Source organism: Gemella haemolysans (genome assembly GCF_901873445.1).
Lineage (GTDB): Bacteria > Bacillota > Bacilli > Staphylococcales > Gemellaceae > Gemella > Gemella haemolysans_C.
The window spans coordinates 1-19472 of record NZ_CABFLN010000023.1 but is presented as its reverse complement, the minus strand read 5'-3'; the positions used below and the strand labels follow the sequence as shown (position 1 = coordinate 19472).

Here is a 19472-nt window from a genome sequence, read left to right as displayed (position 1 = left end):
TACAACGTTGTTAGTAAGGGATAAATATGATATAATAAAGAGTAATTTGAATAATTATTATTTGGAGGTGAAAACATGAAATATATAGTTTGTAATAGTGAAACAGCAGTTCTAAATAGAATGTATGATGAGTTTGAAAAGAATTTAGAGGATGGAGCAGTTATTTGCTTACCAGAAAATATCATTAATACGCAATTTACTAATAGAATGATTGACGATAATCAATCTGGAAAGTATCGATATAAACATGTTATTATGCTAGGTCAACGTGAATTTGCTGATATTGATATTGAAGAGAAATTTGGATTATATAGATATGCAAGACATGAACTATTTAAGAAATTAGATGTTGAAGCGAAAAATATTTATTATCCGCAAACATTAAATAGTAACGAATGTGAAGAAGATTTAAATAGTTATAAAGAAGTATTAGAAGAAAATCCGATTGATGTTGCGATAGTTTTCTTAGGATCTGATGGAGGAATACTTGATTATCGTTTTGTCGATGAGGTAAATAAAAACCTTCATATTGTTGAGTTCTCGGAAGAAGAAAAGGCTCAATTGCAACAAGCGGGTATGGAAATTAACGGTAATAAATTAATTAGTATCGGTTATGAAAACTTAATGTCTGCTAGAAATTTATTTGTTGTTGTTTTAGGAAATGACAAGAGAAAGTATATTGCAGAGTTATTTGAAAATGAAGAATCAGAAAATAAAACGGTATTATCAATATTAAATAATCATAAAAATCTATTTATTTTTACGGATAAAGAAGCAAGTTATAAATCTGAGGAAGAGGTAAATAGATTAATTAAACAAAGACAAAAAAGATTAGAAATTAAAGAACGTGAAGAAAGGCTTCAAAACGAGGAGCAAAAAAAGGATAGGTAATAGGTATGAATGATTATCAGAGAATTATAGACTATGATTTTAGTGATACAGTTCTTGATGATAAACTTATTGTAAAATTTAAGCTGAAGAAAACATTTAGCGAAGACCAGTTTATAAGTTTATTTTCTCCCAAAAAAGGAGAGAGGTTTATCATAAGAACTCCAGATACTAAATCTTCTATAATTGGTATAGGGTACGAAGCGACATGGTTACTCGATTCTAATGATTTTTTAACAAGTTTTGATAATAGTAGTGTCCTATCTGGTTTTGAAGAATTAAAAGCACAGGTAACAGCTCTAGAAATAGATGCACATGATGATGAATATTTTGGTATTTATGGTGGAATTTCAGATGGTAATAATAAAAATAGCCAAGAATGGGTAGATTTTAGTGATACATCATTTGTAGTTCCTGGAATACTAGCTGTTTTTAAAGGTGATGATGTCTTTATAACTCTATTCTTTAATATGAAAGAAGAAAAAGAATTTACAGAATTATGGACAGAGAGAATTTCATTTTTAAATAAACTTGATGACGATAATGAGACTTCTAATGAACCGAAAATATCAGTAGTTAGGGAGATTTATCCAGAACTTTGGCAAGAAAATATTAGAAAAGCACTTCTTCAAATTGAAAAAGAAGAACTTAAACGTATAGTACTTTCAAGAAAAAATTTAATATTATTAGAAAATAATACTTCGCTTGGTGCAATAACAAAATATTTATTAGGCAGAAATAGATATTTCATAGCTTTTGAATCGAAAAAAAGTGTATTTGTAACTACAAATCCATTGATTTCACTAGATTATACTGATAGAGATTTAAAGGCACATCTTTACTTGAAAAAAGAAAATTTATTTAATAATGATTATTCTATCATGTTTGATGAAGAAGAAATTATTCAGGAGTATAAAGAAAATTTTGAATCTCATTTTGATAGTGAATTTAAAGTGTACGATGATAAAACATTGATGGGGAAAAAATTAGATGTATTTTCTGTGTTAAATTCAAAAGTTGATGATACTCAAAAAGCTATTAAATCCCTTAGTTTATTATACCCAATGCCAATAATAAAAGGTTATCCTGAGAACATAGCGAAGAAATTTTTTGATGAAAACTACAATGTAGGTTATGGTTTTTGGTATTCACCATTTGGATATATTACTAATAAACTTGATGCTAAGTTCTATACTTGTGGAAATATGATGGTAGCTCAAAATAATATGATAACGTTATTTACGAGTATTTTATTATCGAATGAAGAAAAATATGATGAAGTTGTAGAAAAATCTAATAGGATTGTAAATTCAAGTCTGAAATTATTTGATCATTAGGAGAAGTTAATTATGAGACAAAGTACGATGAAAAAAGGAGCAATCCTTACTTTGCTAGGTGCTACTTGTTGGGGATTATCTGGAGTATTAGGGGAGTATTTACTTAATATCTCTAAGATAGATTCCACATGGATAATAGCAAACAGATTATTTTATGCTGGGATTGTTCTTGTAATTATTTTATTCTTAAAAGATAAGAAAAGCTTGATGAATGTATTTTCGGATAAAAAAGATATTTTAAGATTATTAAATTTTTCATTTTTAGGATTACTTATTTGTCAAGGGGCATATTTTTTAGCGATTAAATATACTAATGCTGGTATGGCAACTGTTCTTCAGTATACAGGTCCTGTAATGATTATGATGTATTATTGTGTTATAGGTAGAAGATGGCCGATGGCACACGAAGTTATTGCAATAGCCGCTTCATTATTTGGAACAGTACTGATGGCTACACACTTGGATTTTAGTAAATTAAATATCTCTACACTAGGTTTGTTTTGGGGACTATTTTCTGCAATAGGACTAGCGAGTTACAATATTTCATCAATTAATCTTACAAAAAAATATGGAGTAATGCCAATAATGGCGTGGGGACTTTTAATTGCAGGTGTTGTGGTTTATTTTGGCACTGGAAGTAATTATATTCCTGAAAATTTTTCTTTTATTGACTTTCTATGTATGGCAGGTGTAATTATAGTAGGAACTATAATGTCATTCTCATTATATTTGGAAGGAGTAAGATTAATTGGTGCTGTTACAGGAAGTATAATCGGATGTTTTGAGCCGATAGCAGCAATAGTTTTTTCATTCTTATTATTAGGGACTACATTCGGTATAATTGATTTAATAGGTGCTGGGTTTATTTTATCGGCGGTAGTGGTACTAAGTAAGAGATAATATTTTTTTAATAAATTTGTTGGAGAAAATTTAATATTAATTGACAAGAACTTGGAAGTAATATGAGGTAGATTTATCATTTCAAGTTCTTGATGTACTTTAAAGATATTTTTAATTATATTTTATACTAATTTATGTTAAATATTTAAAGTATAGATGTTTATTTGTGAATTTCCATGAAATATATGGAGAAAGGATAAAAATGAGTAACATAAAATTTGATGAGATGTATAAAAGTATGAATACTAAAGAACTTACAGCTTTAGCTAAAGAACTTGGTGTTCCAAGATATTATACATTAAATAAAAAAGAATTAGTTTTAGCAATTTTAGAAAAACAATCAGTAAGCGAAGAGCATTACTATGCTTCTGGTATTCTAGACGACATTCATCCAGAAAATGGTTTTGGTTTCTTAAGAACAGTTGATTATAAAAAAGGAGAAACAGATATTTATATTTCCGCTTCTCAAATTCGTCGCTTCGAACTGAAAAAAGGTGATGAAGTTTATGGTAAGGTTCGTAAACCTCGTGAAGGTGAAAGATATGCAGGTATACTTCAAGTTGATAAGGTTAATGATGTTGATGCAGAAGTTGCAAAAGGTAGAGCACATTTCCAAGCTTTAACACCGATTTATCCTAATCAGAAAATTGTTTTAGAGACTACTAAGGAGAAACTTTCTACAAGATTTGTTGATTTAGTAGCGCCAATTGGATTTGGTCAACGTGGATTGATTGTTGCACCACCTAAAGTTGGGAAAACAACATTATTAAAAGATATAGCAAATTCTATTAGAAAAAATTATCCTGATAAAAAGTTAATTATCCTTTTAATTGATGAAAGACCAGAAGAAGTTACTGATATGGAAAGATCTGTAAGAGGAGCAGATGTTGTAAGTTCAACATTCGATGAAACTTCTGAAAATCATATTAAAGTGGCAGAATTGGTTATTGAGCATGCTAAACGTCGTGTAGAACTTGGTCAAGATGTAATTATACTTATGGATAGTATAACGAGACTTGCTCGTGCTTATAACATTGTTGAGCCTAGTAGTGGTAAAGTCTTAAGCGGAGGGGTAGATCCATCAAGCCTTCATAAGCCAAAAGCATTCTTTGGAGCAGCAAGGAACGTAGAAGGTGGAGGAAGCTTGACTATAATAGCAACTGCCTTGATTAATACTGGTTCTAGAATGGATGATTTAATATTTGAAGAGTTCAAAGGAACTGGAAATATGGAGATAGTATTATCGCCTGAATTAGCTTCAAGAAGAGTTTATCCAGCTATTGATTTCTTGAAGAGTTCTACAAGAAAAGAAGATTTATTACTAACAGAAGATGAAGTAAAAATATTATGGCAAACTCGTAGAAAACTTGAAGATGTTAGTGAACCAACTATTGGTGTGTTAAATCATCTTAGAAAACATGAAAGTAATGCTGACTACATTGCTGAAATGAAAAAATTCATAAGAGATTAATTTCTAGATTGTATGATTAATAGACAGGTTATGTTCTCTATGGTATAATCTCATAGAACATATTTATTTTAGGAGGATTACATTGGAAACAATTAAATTTTTAATTGATTTTGTATTGCATATTGACAAACATCTTGGTGAATTAATGATGCAACATGGACCATGGTGGATGTATGGGATAATATTTTTAATTATCTTTATCGAAACTGGTGTTGTATTCATGCCGTTTTTACCAGGTGATTCATTATTATTTGCTAGTGGAGCACTATGGGCAGCAACAGGCAATAATATCTTTTTACTATTATTCTTATGTATAAGTGCTGCTGTTATTGGAGATAATTGTAACTATTTTATCGGAAGAAACTTCTCTGATTACTTGAAGAGTAAGGCGTGGTTTAAAAAGTTTGTGTCAGATGAAAATATAAAAGACGCTGAAAACTTTGTAGCAAAACATGGAGGAAAATCAATTTTCTTAGCTAGATTTTTCCCGATTATCCGTACGATCGTACCATTTATCGTAGGAGCTGGTAAGATGAAATACTCTAAGTTTAGAGTGATAGATTTCTTTGGAGGACTTTGTTGGTGTACACTGTTTGTATCAGTAGGGTACTTCTTTGGAAATATTCCATTTGTTAAGAACAACTTCTCAGTAGTAGTAATTGCTATTGTTTTAATCAGTTTAATTCCATTAGTTATTGGAGCAATTAAATCTAGGAAAAAAGCATAATTTATGAGGAAGGAGACTCGTTTGAGTCTCTTTTCTAGTAAGTTGAGTAATTAAACTTTTCAAAATAAATGAGACTTTACTATATGACAAAAGAAAAGAGTTAAATAATTGAAAAATCATCCATTCTTGAAAAAAAAGAAGGATGATTTTTATTATGGAAATAAGAATAGTGGTTAATTCAATAAGTGTTATTATATAAAAAAAGGGAGTGACTCAAAAATCATGATTTTGGAAAAATCGATTTTGTTAAGTCATTCCCGTATAAGATCTTCTATTAACTTTTTATTTCTAAGACTTTTAGGTCAGTCTCTTAGACTTTTATTTTCTTGTTTAAGTATATTATTCAGCGAATCCGTTTGGATGTTTACTTTGCCATCTCCAAGAATCTTCACACATACGTTTTATATTGTACTCTGCTTCCCATCCAAGTTCTTCTTTTGCTTTTGTAGCATCAGCATAACATGCTGCAATATCTCCTGCACGACGCGGAGTTATAACATAAGGTAAATCACGCCCAACAGCAGCTGATGCACTTTTAATAATATCTAATACAGAATAACCAATTCCTGTTCCTAAGTTATAAATAGTTAAGCCACTACCTTTTTCTAATTTCTTAAGAGCAGAAACGTGACCTCGAGCCAAATCTACTACGTGGATATAGTCACGTACTCCAGTACCGTCATGAGTATCAAAATCACTACCAAAAACTTGAACTTTTTCTAGTTTACCTACAGCTACTTGCATAATATAAGGAATTAGGTTGTTTGGTACTCCTTTTGGATCTTCACCGATATCTCCACATTCATGTGCTCCGATTGGATTAAAGTAACGAAGGAGAACAATATTCCATTCGTTGTCTGCTTTATAAACATCTTTTAAAATATCTTCAGTTATTAATTTAGTACGTCCGTATGGGTTAGTTACAGATAATGGGAAATCTTCTTTAATTGGTAATGTATGAGGATCTCCATAAACTGTAGCTGATGAACTGAAAATTATATTTTTACAATTGTGTTTTTCCATAACACGGAACAAAGTAATAGTTCCAGCTATATTATTATCATAATATGCTAATGGGATTTCACAAGATTCACCAACTGCTTTTAATCCAGCGTAGTGAATAACTCCATAAATATTTCCTTCTTTTTCGAAAACTTCATTTAATTTATCTTCATCTCGAACATCAACTTCATAAAATGTTACCTTTTTACCAGTAACTCGTTCAACTACTTCTAAACTCTTTTTGTTGGCGTTATATAAGTTATCAACGACAACTACTTCATTTCCATTGTTTAATAATTCTATACAAGTGTGAGACCCGATAAATCCAGCTCCACCTGTAACAAGTATTTTTTTAGTCATATTGTATTCCTTTCCATTCTGAAATATATATATCATATAAGGTACATATAAGTCAATAGAAAAATGAAAATAATATGAAAAAATATGAAAAATAACTGTTATTTTTACAAATAGTTATTGAATAGTTATTATGAGATAGGTAATGAGTAAGTTAAAAAGTAACACATATTTCACGAGAAAAAGTAAGAATTGGTAAAAAATTCAACACATTGTACTATTATAATAACGAAATATGAATACGAAGTTATAGAATTAGAAGCTTCTTATATGTGAAAGGTTTAAGGAAGAGTTTATATGCAAAAAATTTGCTAGCTAGATTTTAACAAGTTATAATTAAAGAACTATGTTGAGTAATTTGGAGGAAAACATGAAATTAGGAATTATTGGTTCTGGAATGATAGTGAAAGATTTCTTATCTTTTGCTCATGAACTTCCAGAAATTAAATTAGAAGCTATAACAGCTCGAAATATTGAAAATTTAAAAGAATTACAGTCTAAATATAATATTAAGAATATATATACTGATATTGACCTTTGCTTAGAAAATAAAGAAGTAGATACAATTTATGTTGCAGTTCCAAATAATTTACATTATTCAGTTTCTAAGAAAGCTTTAGAAGCTGGTAAAAATATTATTTGCGAGAAACCTTTTACCTTAAATTATAATGAAGCTGTAGAATTATTTGAAATAGCTGAAGACAAAGGATTAATATTAATAGAAGCAATAACAAATCAATATCAAAAAAATTATCTTGATATAAAAGATAATATTGATAACATAGGAGAAATTCGACTTGTTGAGTGTAATTTTTCTCAACTTTCTTCAAGATACGAAGCGTTTAAAAATGGAATTCTTGCACCTGTTTTTGATAAGAGTAAAGGTGGAGGAGTGCTTGGTGATTTAAATATTTATAATATTCATTTTGTTGTCGGATTATTTGGTAAACCTAATAAAGTACATTATTCACCAAATATAGTCAATGATGTGGATACTTCTGGCATTCTTCTATTAGAATATGATAACTTTAAAGTAGTATGCATAGCAGCTAAAGATACTTTTAATAATAGTTATGTCAATATTCAAGGGGACCAAGGTATAATTAAGGTTATTGGTCCTACAAATGAAGTTCCTAATTACAGTATTCAAACAAAAGATAATTCTATAGAGGAAAATAATAATATCCATTCACACAGAATGTTTGCTGAGTTTAAAAAATTCGTTGAAGTTATAAATAATAAAGATTTTGAATTCATGAATAATCAAAAAGAACAAACTTTAAATGTTATGTATATTTATGAAGAAGCGAAAAAATTTATAGAAAATTAGAAAGGAGAAAATCACATGAAAAAATTTTTTAGTAAACTATTTGGTACAGATGAACAACCTATAGAGGAAGGAAGATATAGACTATTTTGGACTGCGGTCTGTCCTTATGCACATAGAGCAGTTATAGCAAGAGAAATACTAGGTTTAGACGATGCTATCAGTTTAGGAACATTGGATTATCGCCGCGGAGAAGAAGGATGGCAATTTAGCTTAGATAAAGATGGAATAGACCCAGTTTTAAAACAATCTAAAATTAAAGATGTGTACTTAAATAGTGATTCAGATTATGAAGGACCATACTCAGTACCGGTGCTTGTTGATGTTACTACAGGAAAAGTAGTTAGAAAAGAATCAGCTGAGTTACTTCATGAATTTGCGACAGTATTTAGTAAACTACATAAGAAAGATGAAATAAATTTATATCCTAAACATCTTGCAGATCAAATCGATGAGTGGAATGAAAAACTAGCTGTGGCTATTAATGATGGTGTATATGGAATGGGATTTGCTGAAAGCCAAGAAAAATATGATGAGGCATTCGATAGATTCTTCGATATGATGGATGTTGTAGAGGATCGTTTATCAAACCAAAGATACTTCCATGGAAATACTATAACAGAAACAGATATTCGATTCTATACTACTATGATTCGTTTCGATGTTGTTTATTACGGATTATATTCTGCGAATAAAAAGAGAATTGAGGAATATTCTAACATATTCAACTACTTAAAAGATTTATATCAAACACCAGGATTCGGTTCTACAACAGATTTTGAAGCAATAAAGGTCGGATATTATTCATCAGCAGGGAAAACTATTGTTCCAAAAGGACCTGAGGTAGATAAGTGGAGTCAAAGTCACGATAGAGCTAGATTCGAATAAAAGTTTTTATGAGAATAATTAATATAGAGAAATATAACTTTTCTAAAGAACAACTTTTACAGTTTGGATTTGAAGAAGAAGCGGAAAAACTAATATATCGAAAAGAAATTTTAGATGGTAGTTTTTTAATAGAAATAGTGTATGTTGATAGTCAACTTTTAGTAGAAGTTTATGATTTAGAATTTGATGAGGTCTACTCATTGTATAGCGTAGATAGTGCTGTAGGAGAAACTATTCAAAATATTAGAGAAAATGTAGAGAATCTACTAAGTTCTATATTAGGATTAGCTGATGAATCAGGAAAAATAAGTTCAGAAGTCATAGACTATTGTAATAGTAAATATGGTGAGAACATTGTTAATCCATTTAAAAAACATCCAGATATATTGGCATTTGTAAATGAAAAAAATAAATGGTATGCTTTGTTATTAGATGTAGAGTATAATAAATTAAATAAAAATACTGATATTACAACTAAGGTGAAAATTTTAAATCTAAAATACCCCACAGATAACATCTTAGACATTATAGACAATCAAAATATTTTTCCAGCATATCATATGAATAAAAAGCATTGGATTAGTATAGTGTTAGATAAAAATATCAAATTGGAGACAATAAAAGAATTAATCGACATTAGCTATTCTTTGGTTAAATAAAATAATAGGGAGTGACTCAAAAATCGTGATTTCGAAGAAATCGATTTTGTCGAGTCACCCCCGCACAGGTTATTAGATATCTAAAAAGCTTTTATAAAGCGAATTTAGATATCAATAAGCCACTGCGCCTATGAGTTATCATATACACTTTTTTAAAAATTTAGGACTTAAAGTTGTTCCTGTTTTTATTTATTATACGCAATTATCAAGAATATTATTTGGAAAATAATAGAAATAATAAAGAAAAATCCGATATAAATCCCTAGTGTACCAGCGATGAAATACAATATAATGTTTATAATAATTAAATAATTTTTTGTAAATTTTATTAATGAGATAACAATATTAAAAATAACAGCTATTAAGAGCATAAAGTAGTGCGGTATTAGAAACGCAAGTAGCATTCCCAAACCAGCGCCAGCGCTAGGACTGTCAGAATGATTAATTTTTGATATTACACTTGAAAAGTATAGTATTGTTAGTGCTATATATATAATTGATGAAAGTAATGATAATCTTATAGCGAGTTTTCTTGTCATCTAAAGCCATCCTTCCTCAGTAGATTTTTTTACAGCTTCTGTTCTGTTTTTGCAGTTTAATTTTGTAAGAATATTGGAAATATAGTTTCTAATAGTTCCCTCGGATAAAAACAGTTCATTAGCAATCTCTTTATTTGGTAATCCTTCTTTAATTTTTAAAAGAATAATTTTTTCTTGATTTGTTAATGGATTATGACTATTGAAGATATTTTCCATTAGTTCAGGTGAGTATTCTTTGTTACCTGCTAAGACGTTGTTAATTGTTTTCATAAGTTCATCTATTGAACGATCTTTTAGTACATAGGCATCTACGTTATTTTTTATAGCGCGTTCAAAATATCCCATACGTTTAAAAGTTGTCACAATAACAACTTTACAATGTATGTTATTACTACGAATGTATTCTAGTACGTCTAATCCTGTTGCTTCAGGCATTTCTACATCAAGTATAGCTACATCGATATTATTAGTAGAAATTAAATCTATAGCTTCTTTTCCATTTTTTGCTTGAAGTACATTTTCAACACTATCTTCCATTGATAATAATGTTGCCATTGCATCTCGTAACATACTTTGATCTTCAGCGATAAGTAATTTCATATTGTCCTCCTATTTTTATTTGCTAATTGTTACTTTAATAGTTGTAGGAGATTTTTCTGATGTTATATCTATTACTCCATTAACTAGTTTAATTCTTTCTCTTATAGAAGATAGTTCTGTTCCATCGATACTCTCAAAACCATTTCCATTATCAGAGATAATAACAGTGTAGTTATTACTAGATTCATTTATTTCAATATTGCATTTATTAGCATTACTATGTTTAATAACATTATTTGTTAATTCTTTTAGCACCATTGTAATAGTCCATTCAACAAGTTGAGACGGTAGCGTAGTTATATTATTCTCAATACCTAATGAAATATTAGCCATTGTCATAATATCAGAAATAACTTTTAATTCTTCATTAATAGTTCTATGTTTTAACTTATTAATTATAGATCGTGTTTCTGTCATGGAAGCACTACTGATTTCACTAATTTCTTTAAGTTCTTTTTTTGCTGCTTCAATATTATTTTTTTCTAAATATTTTTCAGCTAGTTCTGCTTTTAATTTTAGCATTACAAAAGTATGACCAATACTATCATGTAAGTCGCGTCCGATTCTATTTCTTTCATTCTCAGCAAGAAGTAGATTAATATGTTCATTATGTTTTAAACGTTCATTTTTTAATTTATTTCTTTCGTAACTATATTTTTGGAAAAAATAAGTTATAACACACATAGAAGAAAGAATAAATAGGATAATTCTATCACCAATGTTTAAAGTCGGATTAGCGATTATATATAGTGTTAGACAATTTATTGTTATGAAAAAACTAATTGTCCTATAAGTAAAATATTTATCTTGAAAATGCCAAACGAGTAGATTACTTAGATAATAACTAAATAGAATGTTCATTGGATTGAAAACAATAGTTGTATAACTGATATATCCAGTTAGAATAAACCACTCTATAAAAATAAGAACTTTATTTTTTGTATATAACATTCCTATATATGAAGAAATTGCGAGGAAAGTCAAGAATAATATATATTTAGGATAACTTCCATCAAGTATATATGCAATAGGAAATATAAAGAATACTAGAGATAAATAAAAACCATATTTTCTTTTTAATAAATTCAATAATTTTTTTTGCATGTTAGTCTCCTTATTCTTTAATGATACCATAATAATATAAGAGTGTGAATAATATATCCGCACTCTTATATTATTATTTTGATTCTCGTCTGTTTTTTATTACCAATGTAGCAATTATACATACGACTGAGTAGGCTAGAAGAATTGCTAATGATCTATAAGAGAAAATATCTTCTTTAATATATTTATTAACGAATTCTAGTAAATGATATGTGGGTGTAAGTTTAGATATATTTTGTAACCATTCTGGGAAAAGATAAGTAGGCCACCAAAGTCCACCTAACATAGCAAGTCCTACATATAATATGTTTGCTAGAAGAGTAAGTTTTTCTTCTGATTTAATAAGACTTAGTAGTAATCCCATACCTAAAAATGTAATACTTCCAATAAGCATTAGAACAGCTGACATAATCCATTCGCGAGCTGTCATATTAACATCTCTAAAGATATGACCAACAGCAAATACAACAACTATTGATATAATAAATGTAATTATTAGACGAATAAAACGAGCAAGGTAATATTCAGATATTTTTATTGGAGAATTATTTAATATGTGTAGATAGTTATTTTTCTCATCTTCTTTTATAGAAATAGGAAGAGAAAATAAAGCGAAGCTTATACTACTGAATGCAGTCATTGAAATAAGCATATCTTTTACTACACGTACCTTTGTTTCAGGATCATCGAATTGTTGTATTCCAGAAAATAGTATAAAGAAGATAACTGGAAAACCTAATCCCATAATAAAATTAGTTAGGTTTCTTTTTATGAATATAAATTCTATGTTTAGTAAGTTGACAAGATTTTTCATTATTTATCTCCTCCGTTATCTTTAGTTGTTACAAAAATACTATCTAATAAAGTTCTATTTTGAATTTCAATTTCTTTAATCGTGCAACCAGCTTGTTGTAATATGTTCCATATTTCATCTGGTTTCTTTGTTAAGAAATTAATATTATCTGTTTTAATTTCTAAATTATTTATAATAGCACTATCTTTTAATAAATCTAGATATTTTATAGGTAGTGTGAAGTATTTTTCAATTTCTTCAGCACGCATAGCATGTGGAGTAGTATCACGAACTAGTTTTCCTTTATTTAGAACTAAGATTCTATCTGCAGTATGTTCTACTTCTTCGATGTAATGAGAAGAATAAATAATAGTTAAACCTTTATTTTTTAAGTTATTCACAATTTCCCAAAATCTGATACGTGTTGATGTATCCATGCCAGCTGTTGGTTCATCTAAGAAAATTAATTTTGGTCGTCCTATTAATGTAATAATAAAAGATAACAATCTTTTTTGGCCTCCTGATAATTTAGAAGCGAAATTATCTTTTTGAGAATCATCAAATCTTAGTAGTTCATCGATTTCTTCATTTGTTAATGGATTTTCATATAATTTCTGTATAAAATTGAGTAATTCTTTTACTTTTAGTTTTTCAGGAACAACATTTTCCTGAGGAAGTATGTTAAGAAATTCTTTTAGTTTTTGGTTTCCCGGATTTAGAGAATTAATTTTTATTGAACCTGAATTGATAAATTTATTTCCTAATAGACAGTTCATTAGAGTAGTCTTACCAGCTCCATTTGGTCCGATTAAAGCAATGCATTCCCCAGAATTTACGTTAAAAGAAATATCATTTAAGATGTTTTTTCCTTTGATTGTTTTTGTTATGTTTTTTACTTCTATAATATTTTTTAATGACATTTTGTTCACCTCATCTTTGATAATTAAATTATAACAAAGTGCTAAGATAACTTTTAGTAGGTAATGTCATGAAGTAATATGACAAATGTCATAAAAAATAGACTTGAAAACTTGTTTTATTTAGAAACAAAGATTTTAAGTCATCCTGAATAGTTATTTCATATCTATTATTTCAATAATAGTTGAATCAGTGTTATCGAGAATAGCTTTGACTACTGACTTAGCTACTTTTTCAACAGGAAGAGGATAAACTTTTTTGAAAAATGTTATACCTAATTTTGAAAAGAATTTAATAGGTAATATATTGAAATAAGAGGTAAGGCTTTCTTTACCATACATAAGCCCTGGACGTATAATAAGATAGTTTAGCTTTGAATCTACTACTAATTTTTCTCCGTTACGTTTGCTTTCTAAATATTGTTTGAAGCCTCCATTTGCAGAAAAGTAGACGAGTTTATTGATATTTTGTTTATGGCATAGTTTAATTGTCTGTGTTACACTTTCTGTATTTAGTTTAGAATATAGATTTTTATTTTTAATTGTTCCGATTAAATGAATGACGATATCGTATTCTTCGTTGATTACTATATTTTCACTGTCAAAAATATTACCCTGTATCCAAGTTGCTTCTTCTTTAGAGATAAAGTGGTTTTGAGATCTAGATAAATAGCTGACTTTTACATTGTATTTTTTAAATTCTTTAATTAATGCTTTTCCAACAAAACCATTGCCACCGATTAGTAGTATGTTCATATGTACCTCGAATTAAATTATTTTTCTCATTTTAAATAGTAACATAACTTAGTACCCGAGTAAATTTATTTAAACTAATGAAAAAAAGATGATATAATAGTATCAATTTAAAAAGGAGTGTGATTGAATGAAAGTAGGTTTAGTATTATAAGGTGGAGCTATGAGAGGATTATTTACAGCAGGTGTCCTTGATGTGTTCTTAGAAAATGATATAGAAGTTACTGATATTGTTGGAGTTTCTGCAGGAACACTTTTCGGAGTAAATTATGTTTCTAAACAACCTAAAAGAGCACTACGATACAATGTTAATTATATTAAGGATAAAAGATATATGAGTTTAAAAAGTTGGATAAGAACAGGGAATTTAATTAATAAAGATTTTACTTATTATAGACTTCCGTTTCAACTTGATGTATTTGATAATAAAACATTTAAAAGTTCAAAAACAAATTTTTATGCAACAATAACTAACATAGAAAGTGGAGAAGCGGAGTTTGTAAAAATAACAGATCCATATAAGCAAATGGAGACGTTAAGAGCTACATCAGCTCTTCCGTTTATTTCAGAAATTATTGAATTAGATGGAAAAAAGTATTTAGATGGTGGAATAGCTAATAGTATACCGATAGACTTCTTTGAAAAACAAAATTACGATAAAATAATTGTTATACTAACAAGACCTATTACATATAGAAAGAAAAAATCAACAAGTCTACAATTTAAGTTATTTTATAAAAAATATCCGCATCTAATTGAAAAGTTAGAGAATAGATATAAAGACTATAATGAAACGGTTGAACGAATATTAGAATTAGAAAAACAAGGGAAAGTATTTGTTATACGACCAAGTGAGGATATTACTGTAAAAAGATTAGAGAAAGATACACAAAAATTAAATCATGTCTATAACTTAGGATTAAAAGATGGTAAGAATATAATAGAAGATTTAAAACAATACATTAGTAATAAAGGAGAGAAATAAAATGAGTGAAGAGATTAAAATTAATCCAGAAGAATTTGAAAGGAAATCTAAAGATGAATTAAAAAAAGAATTATCTGATTTAGAATATGCAGTTACTATGGAAAGTGTAACTGAGAGTCCGTATACTGGACAATATTGGGATAGTTTTGAAGAAGGTGTATATGTAGATATAACAACAGGTGAACCACTATTTTCTTCAAAAGATAAATTTAAGTCGCACTGCGGTTGGCCAAGTTTCTCAAAACCAATTGAAAAAGAAGTTACTAGATATTATAAAGATAACTCACATCTTGTAGAAAGAATTGAAGTTAGAAGTAGAGTGGGAGATGCTCATTTAGGACACGTATTTTCAGATGGTCCAAGTGAATTAGGAGGGCTTAGATATTGTATAAATAGTGCTTCGATAAGGTTTATTAAGAAGGAAGATTTAGAAAAAGAGGGTTATAAAAATCTATTAGAATTATTTGAAAAATAGCAAATTAAAGAAGTAAATGATAAATGATATCGTTTACTTCTCTTATTTTGAAGAAAATAATACTGTTTTTTATAAAATTCCACTTCCAAAACATAAGTGATATAGTCATAGTATGATAACAGTTCCCCAAAACCTTGAAACAGACTTTAAAAATATAAAGCTTAAAAGTTAACGTTTTCATAGTTTTTGCAAAAGGATTTTCAACATAACTAACAGAGTATTGACTATTAATTTAAGCTCGAAATCTGACTATTTAAAAACTGTATTAGTACTTTCGTACACAAATTGTACACAATTTGAATGAGAAAAATATTGTCTTAATAATATGCTTGAGGTACACTAAGAGTGTAACAAATAGTTTAATTAATAAATTTATTTATCACATATATAATAAAAAATTTTAAGGAGTGACATTAATATGACAACAGTTGCAGAAAAAAAAGCATTCGTTGGTGGTAAATGGCAAACGGAGGTAGATTTAGTAGATTTCATTAAATCTAACTATACTGAATATAGAGGAGATGCATCTTTCCTTGCAGGACCAACAGAAGCAACTACTAAATTAGTAGAAAAATTCAATGATTTAATGCGTCAAGAACGTTTAGCTGGTGGAACATTAGATATGGATACTAGCATTCCTTCAACTATCCTTTCTCACGGACCTGGATACATTGAAAAAGACTTAGAACAAGTTGTTGGGTTACAAACTGATAAACCACTTAAACGTGCGTTAATGACATTCGGTGGTATTAACATGGCTGTTAACAGCTGTAAAGCATACGGATACGAAGTAGATGAAGAAGTTATTAAAATCTTCACTGACTACCGTAAAACTCACAACCAAGGTGTATTCGATGCATATACTCCAGAAATGCGTTTAGTAAGAAAATCTGGTGTAATCACTGGTCTTCCAGATGCATACGGACGTGGTCGTATTATCGGAGACTACCGTCGTGTAGCTTTATATGGTGTTGACCAACTTATCGCTTGGAAAAAAGAAGACTTAGCTCAAATCGGAGCTGATGGTGTTATGACTGAACACGTTATTCGTGACCGTGAAGAAGTTAACGAACAAATTCGTGCTTTAGGTGAATTAAAAGAATTAGCTAAAATCTACGGATTCGACATTTCTGAACCAGCTACTACAGCTAAAGAAGCTGTTCAATGGTTATACTTCGGTTACTTAGCAGCTATCAAACAACAAAACGGTGCTGCAATGTCAATCGGTAACATCGCTACATTCTTAGATATTTATATCGAAAGAGATTTACAAGATGGAACAATTAACGAGTCTCAAGCTCAAGAATTAATTGACCACTTAGTATTAAAATTACGTTGCGTTAAATTCGCTCGTACTCCAGAATATAACCAATTATTCTCTGGTGACCCAATCTGGGCTACATTAATCGTTGGGGAAATGTTAGACGCTGAAAGATCATTAGTAACTAAAACAGACTTCCGTTTCATCCACACATTAGATAACATGGGTAACTCTCCAGAACCAAACTTAACTATCCTTTGGTCTTCTAAATTACCAACTGGATTCAAAGAATTCTGTTCTGAATCTTCAATCAACCACAGTGCTATCCAATATGAAAGTGATGAATTATTAGCAGACTTCTTAGGAACTTGTGACAAATCTATCGCATGTTGTGTAAGTGGTATGACTACTGGTAAAGATATGCAATTCTTCGGAGCTCGTGCTAACTTAGCTAAAGCTTTACTATACACAATCAACGGTGGACGCGATGAAAAATTAGGAATCCAAGTTGGACCTAAAACAGAACCTCTACGTGGTGTATTAAACTACGATGAAGTTTGGGCTAAATTCGATGTATTTATGGATTGGTTATGTAAACTATACATCAATACATTAAATGTAATCCACTACATGCACGATAAATATTCTTACGAAAGCTTAGAAATGGCATTACACGATACTAAAGTTAGAAGATTCATGGCAACTGGTATCGCTGGGTTCTCAGTAGCAGTAGATAGTTTATCAGCTATTAAATATGCTAAAGTAACTCCAATCGAAGATGAAACTGGATTAGCTGTAGACTACAAAGTTGAAGGTGAATTCCCAACATTCGGTAACAACGATGACCGTGCAGACGAAATCGCTGTTGAATTACTAAAAACATTCATGACTAAACTTAAAAAACACCCAACTTACCGTGCAGATGAAACTACAACATCTATCTTAACTATTACTTCTAACGTAGTATACGGTAAAAAAACTGGTAACACTCCAGATGGACGTCGTGCAGGAGAACCATTCTCTCCAGGTGCTAACCCAATGAACGGACGTGACCAAAGTGGAGCTCTAGCTTGCTTAAGCTCAGTAGCTAAATTACCATATGAATACAGCCGTGATGGAATCAGCTTAACTGCTGCATTTACACCAAGCTCATTAGGTAAAACTAAACAAGACCAAATCAAAAACTTAACAGCAATGATGGATGGATACTTCAAAAAAGGTGGTTACCACTTAAATACTAACGTATTTAATAAAGAAACATTACTTAAAGTTATTGAATCTCCAGAAGATTATCCAAACTTCACAATTCGTGTATCAGGATACGCTGTACGTCTAATTAGTTTAACTCCAGAACAACAACGTGACGTATTAAGCCGTACAATGCACCAATTCATGTAATTAAGTGAATAAAAAGTAAGAAGGTGGAGGCTGCGGCCTCCACTTTTTTAGATTAATTAAGTAGTAAATAATACTATAAAAGTGTTTACAAGACAGCAATGAATACGTTATAATTAAACTATAAATAGCAGAAGGAGGAGATCGCATATGAAAATGGAAAAAGTAAAAGTGAATTCTGCAGAAGAGAAAAAAGAATTAACAGCAAATGTTCACTCAGTTGAATCTTTCGGTAATGTAGACGGTCCTGGAATAAGATATGTAGTATTCTTTCAAGGATGTATGTTAAGATGTAAATACTGCCATAATCCAGATACTTGGAAAATGCACAATCCTGATGCTAAAGTTATGACAGTAAATCAACTTACAAAAGAGATAGTAAAATATCGTGATTTCTTTGAAGCTAGTGAAGGTGGAGGAGTTACAGTAAGTGGTGGAGAATCACTACTGCAAATTGATTTTATCTTAGAGCTTTTTAGAGAATTAAAAAAAATTGATATAAATACGTGTGTAGATACTTGTGGTGGATTCTATGTAAATGCTCCAAGTATGAATGAAAAGGTCTTAGAGTTAATATCTTTAACTGATTTATTCTTAGTAGATATTAAACACATTGATGATGAACACCATATGCGTTTAACTAAACGTACAAATAAAAATATTATTCAGTTTACTAATTTCTTAAGTGAACATGGAGCTAAGATGTGGATTAGACACGTGCTTGTTCCGAAATGGACAGATGACGATTATTACTTGAAAAAATTGCGTGAATATATTGATACGTTACACGGGGTTGAGCGTGTAGAAGTATTACCTTACCACGATATGGCAAAATTCAAATATAAAGAATTAGGTATAGATTACGAATTAAATGATATTAATCCACCTACGAAAGATAGAATAAAAAATGCTATCGAGATTCTAGGTGCACGTAATGATGTTAGTTAATTAAGCTAAGAGGTCGGAAAATATTAAATTTCCAACCTCTTATAAATATAAAGACGACTAAAAGCAAATTGTACCGACCCCAAAAAGTTAGACCAAAAAATCTAACTTTTTGGAGGTCGGTATTTTTATGACTAAATATAATTTTG

At 29.6% G+C, this 19472-nt stretch carries 19 protein-coding genes; 12 read left to right on the top strand and 7 right to left on the bottom strand.

Features of this window, described 5'->3' with window-relative positions; all coding sequences use genetic code 11:
* Nucleotides 1-75: 75 nt before the first annotated feature.
* The 5 genes from JX287_RS03810 to JX287_RS03790 all read left to right on the top strand — a co-directional run bounded on the left by JX287_RS03810 (nucleotide 76) and on the right by JX287_RS03790 (nucleotide 5323).
* Nucleotides 76-891 (top strand): 6-phosphogluconolactonase, encoded by an 816-nt coding sequence (locus JX287_RS03810; protein WP_204642232.1) that lies wholly within the window; start codon nucleotides 76-78, stop codon nucleotides 889-891.
* Nucleotides 892-896: 5 nt separating this feature from the next.
* Entirely contained in the window at nucleotides 897-2225 is a 1329-nt protein-coding gene (locus tag JX287_RS03805; protein ID WP_204642229.1) for a hypothetical protein, read from the top strand.
* A gap of 12 nt (nucleotides 2226-2237) precedes the next feature.
* Entirely contained in the window at nucleotides 2238-3125 is an 888-nt protein-coding gene (locus JX287_RS03800) for a DMT family transporter (protein ID WP_204642227.1), read from the top strand.
* A gap of 202 nt (nucleotides 3126-3327) precedes the next feature.
* Nucleotides 3328-4596: a transcription termination factor Rho gene (gene rho / locus JX287_RS03795; protein ID WP_204642225.1), complete on the top strand. Its 1269-nt coding sequence runs from the start codon at nucleotides 3328-3330 to the stop codon at nucleotides 4594-4596.
* 82 nt (nucleotides 4597-4678) lie between these two features.
* A complete protein-coding gene (locus tag JX287_RS03790) occupies nucleotides 4679-5323 on the top strand; it encodes a VTT domain-containing protein (RefSeq protein WP_204642223.1) in 645 nt (214 codons plus the stop codon).
* 339 nt (nucleotides 5324-5662) lie between these two features.
* Here the strand turns inward: JX287_RS03790 and galE are convergent, their stop codons facing one another.
* Nucleotides 5663-6685 carry a UDP-glucose 4-epimerase GalE gene (gene galE, locus JX287_RS03785; protein ID WP_204642221.1) on the bottom strand — a complete coding sequence of 341 codons (1023 nt, stop codon included), beginning with the start codon at nucleotides 6683-6685 and terminating at the stop codon, nucleotides 5663-5665.
* 367 nt (nucleotides 6686-7052) lie between these two features.
* Between galE and JX287_RS03780 the strand changes: the two genes are divergently transcribed.
* From JX287_RS03780 to JX287_RS03770, 3 genes are read left to right on the top strand one after another with little or no spacing between them, the layout of a single operon-like run.
* Nucleotides 7053-8012 carry a Gfo/Idh/MocA family protein gene (locus JX287_RS03780; protein ID WP_204642219.1) on the top strand — a complete coding sequence of 320 codons (960 nt, stop codon included), beginning with the start codon at nucleotides 7053-7055 and terminating at the stop codon, nucleotides 8010-8012.
* A 15-nt stretch (nucleotides 8013-8027) separates the two neighbouring features.
* A complete protein-coding gene (locus JX287_RS03775; RefSeq protein ID WP_204642217.1) occupies nucleotides 8028-8897 on the top strand; it encodes a glutathione S-transferase C-terminal domain-containing protein in 870 nt (289 codons plus the stop codon).
* Nucleotides 8898-8905: 8 nt separating this feature from the next.
* Nucleotides 8906-9556, top strand: coding sequence for an MmcQ/YjbR family DNA-binding protein (locus tag JX287_RS03770; RefSeq protein WP_204642215.1), 651 nt, complete (start codon nucleotides 8906-8908; stop codon nucleotides 9554-9556).
* 185 nt (nucleotides 9557-9741) lie between these two features.
* Here JX287_RS03770 and JX287_RS03765 read toward each other — a convergent pair whose 3' ends face one another.
* From JX287_RS03765 to JX287_RS03740, 6 genes are all read right to left on the bottom strand, one after another.
* Nucleotides 9742-10095, bottom strand: a complete 354-nt coding sequence (locus JX287_RS03765) for a hypothetical protein (protein WP_204642213.1) — start codon at nucleotides 10093-10095, stop codon at nucleotides 9742-9744.
* Nucleotides 10096-10695, bottom strand: a complete 600-nt coding sequence (locus JX287_RS03760; RefSeq protein WP_204642211.1) for a response regulator transcription factor — start codon at nucleotides 10693-10695, stop codon at nucleotides 10096-10098. It abuts the gene before it with no gap.
* Between the two features lie 15 nt (nucleotides 10696-10710).
* Nucleotides 10711-11799 carry a sensor histidine kinase gene (locus JX287_RS03755; RefSeq protein ID WP_204642209.1) on the bottom strand — a complete coding sequence of 363 codons (1089 nt, stop codon included), beginning with the start codon at nucleotides 11797-11799 and terminating at the stop codon, nucleotides 10711-10713.
* 73 nt (nucleotides 11800-11872) lie between these two features.
* Nucleotides 11873-12613, bottom strand: coding sequence for an ABC transporter permease (locus tag JX287_RS03750; RefSeq protein ID WP_204642207.1), 741 nt, complete (start codon nucleotides 12611-12613; stop codon nucleotides 11873-11875).
* A complete protein-coding gene (locus JX287_RS03745; protein ID WP_204642204.1) occupies nucleotides 12613-13512 on the bottom strand; it encodes an ABC transporter ATP-binding protein in 900 nt (299 codons plus the stop codon). The genes JX287_RS03750 and JX287_RS03745 overlap by 1 nt, the downstream gene beginning before the upstream one ends.
* Nucleotides 13513-13665: 153 nt before the next feature.
* A complete protein-coding gene (locus JX287_RS03740; RefSeq protein ID WP_204642202.1) occupies nucleotides 13666-14265 on the bottom strand; it encodes an NAD-dependent epimerase/dehydratase family protein in 600 nt (199 codons plus the stop codon).
* Nucleotides 14266-14425: 160 nt separating this feature from the next.
* Here JX287_RS03740 and JX287_RS03735 point away from each other — a divergent pair, with 160 nt between their 5' ends.
* From JX287_RS03735 to pflA, 4 genes are all read left to right on the top strand, one after another.
* Nucleotides 14426-15247 (top strand): patatin-like phospholipase family protein, encoded by an 822-nt coding sequence (locus JX287_RS03735; RefSeq protein WP_239650327.1) that lies wholly within the window; start codon nucleotides 14426-14428, stop codon nucleotides 15245-15247.
* A gap of 1 nt (nucleotide 15248) precedes the next feature.
* Nucleotides 15249-15722 (top strand): peptide-methionine (R)-S-oxide reductase MsrB, encoded by a 474-nt coding sequence (gene msrB, locus JX287_RS03730; protein WP_204642200.1) that lies wholly within the window; start codon nucleotides 15249-15251, stop codon nucleotides 15720-15722.
* 418 nt (nucleotides 15723-16140) lie between these two features.
* Nucleotides 16141-18381, top strand: a complete 2241-nt coding sequence (pflB, locus tag JX287_RS03725) for a formate C-acetyltransferase (protein WP_204642191.1) — start codon at nucleotides 16141-16143, stop codon at nucleotides 18379-18381.
* Between the two features lie 147 nt (nucleotides 18382-18528).
* On the top strand, nucleotides 18529-19326 hold the full coding sequence (gene pflA, locus JX287_RS03720) for a pyruvate formate-lyase-activating protein (protein ID WP_204642189.1): 798 nt from the start codon (nucleotides 18529-18531) through the stop codon (nucleotides 19324-19326).
* Nucleotides 19327-19472 lie beyond the last annotated feature (146 nt).

What these genes read in the sequence shown, in the direction of transcription:
- JX287_RS03810 (WP_204642232.1), top strand. Translation starts at nt 76, where the DNA reads ATGAAATATATAGTTTGTAATAGTGAAACAGCAGTTCTAAATAGAATG.
- JX287_RS03805 (WP_204642229.1), top strand. Translation starts at nt 897, where the DNA reads ATGAATGATTATCAGAGAATTATAGACTATGATTTTAGTGATACAGTT.
- JX287_RS03800 (WP_204642227.1), top strand. Translation starts at nt 2,238, where the DNA reads ATGAGACAAAGTACGATGAAAAAAGGAGCAATCCTTACTTTGCTAGGT.
- rho (WP_204642225.1), top strand. Translation starts at nt 3,328, where the DNA reads ATGAGTAACATAAAATTTGATGAGATGTATAAAAGTATGAATACTAAA.
- galE (WP_204642221.1), bottom strand. Translation starts at nt 6,685, where the DNA reads ATGACTAAAAAAATACTTGTTACAGGTGGAGCTGGATTTATCGGGTCT.
- JX287_RS03780 (WP_204642219.1), top strand. Translation starts at nt 7,053, where the DNA reads ATGAAATTAGGAATTATTGGTTCTGGAATGATAGTGAAAGATTTCTTA.
- JX287_RS03775 (WP_204642217.1), top strand. Translation starts at nt 8,028, where the DNA reads ATGAAAAAATTTTTTAGTAAACTATTTGGTACAGATGAACAACCTATA.
- JX287_RS03770 (WP_204642215.1), top strand. Translation starts at nt 8,906, where the DNA reads ATGAGAATAATTAATATAGAGAAATATAACTTTTCTAAAGAACAACTT.
- JX287_RS03765 (WP_204642213.1), bottom strand. Translation starts at nt 10,095, where the DNA reads ATGACAAGAAAACTCGCTATAAGATTATCATTACTTTCATCAATTATA.
- JX287_RS03760 (WP_204642211.1), bottom strand. Translation starts at nt 10,695, where the DNA reads ATGAAATTACTTATCGCTGAAGATCAAAGTATGTTACGAGATGCAATG.
- JX287_RS03755 (WP_204642209.1), bottom strand. Translation starts at nt 11,799, where the DNA reads ATGCAAAAAAAATTATTGAATTTATTAAAAAGAAAATATGGTTTTTAT.
- JX287_RS03750 (WP_204642207.1), bottom strand. Translation starts at nt 12,613, where the DNA reads ATGAAAAATCTTGTCAACTTACTAAACATAGAATTTATATTCATAAAA.
- JX287_RS03745 (WP_204642204.1), bottom strand. Translation starts at nt 13,512, where the DNA reads ATGTCATTAAAAAATATTATAGAAGTAAAAAACATAACAAAAACAATC.
- JX287_RS03740 (WP_204642202.1), bottom strand. Translation starts at nt 14,265, where the DNA reads ATGAACATACTACTAATCGGTGGCAATGGTTTTGTTGGAAAAGCATTA.
- JX287_RS03735 (WP_239650327.1), top strand. Translation starts at nt 14,426, where the DNA reads ATGAGAGGATTATTTACAGCAGGTGTCCTTGATGTGTTCTTAGAAAAT.
- msrB (WP_204642200.1), top strand. Translation starts at nt 15,249, where the DNA reads ATGAGTGAAGAGATTAAAATTAATCCAGAAGAATTTGAAAGGAAATCT.
- pflB (WP_204642191.1), top strand. Translation starts at nt 16,141, where the DNA reads ATGACAACAGTTGCAGAAAAAAAAGCATTCGTTGGTGGTAAATGGCAA.
- pflA (WP_204642189.1), top strand. Translation starts at nt 18,529, where the DNA reads ATGAAAATGGAAAAAGTAAAAGTGAATTCTGCAGAAGAGAAAAAAGAA.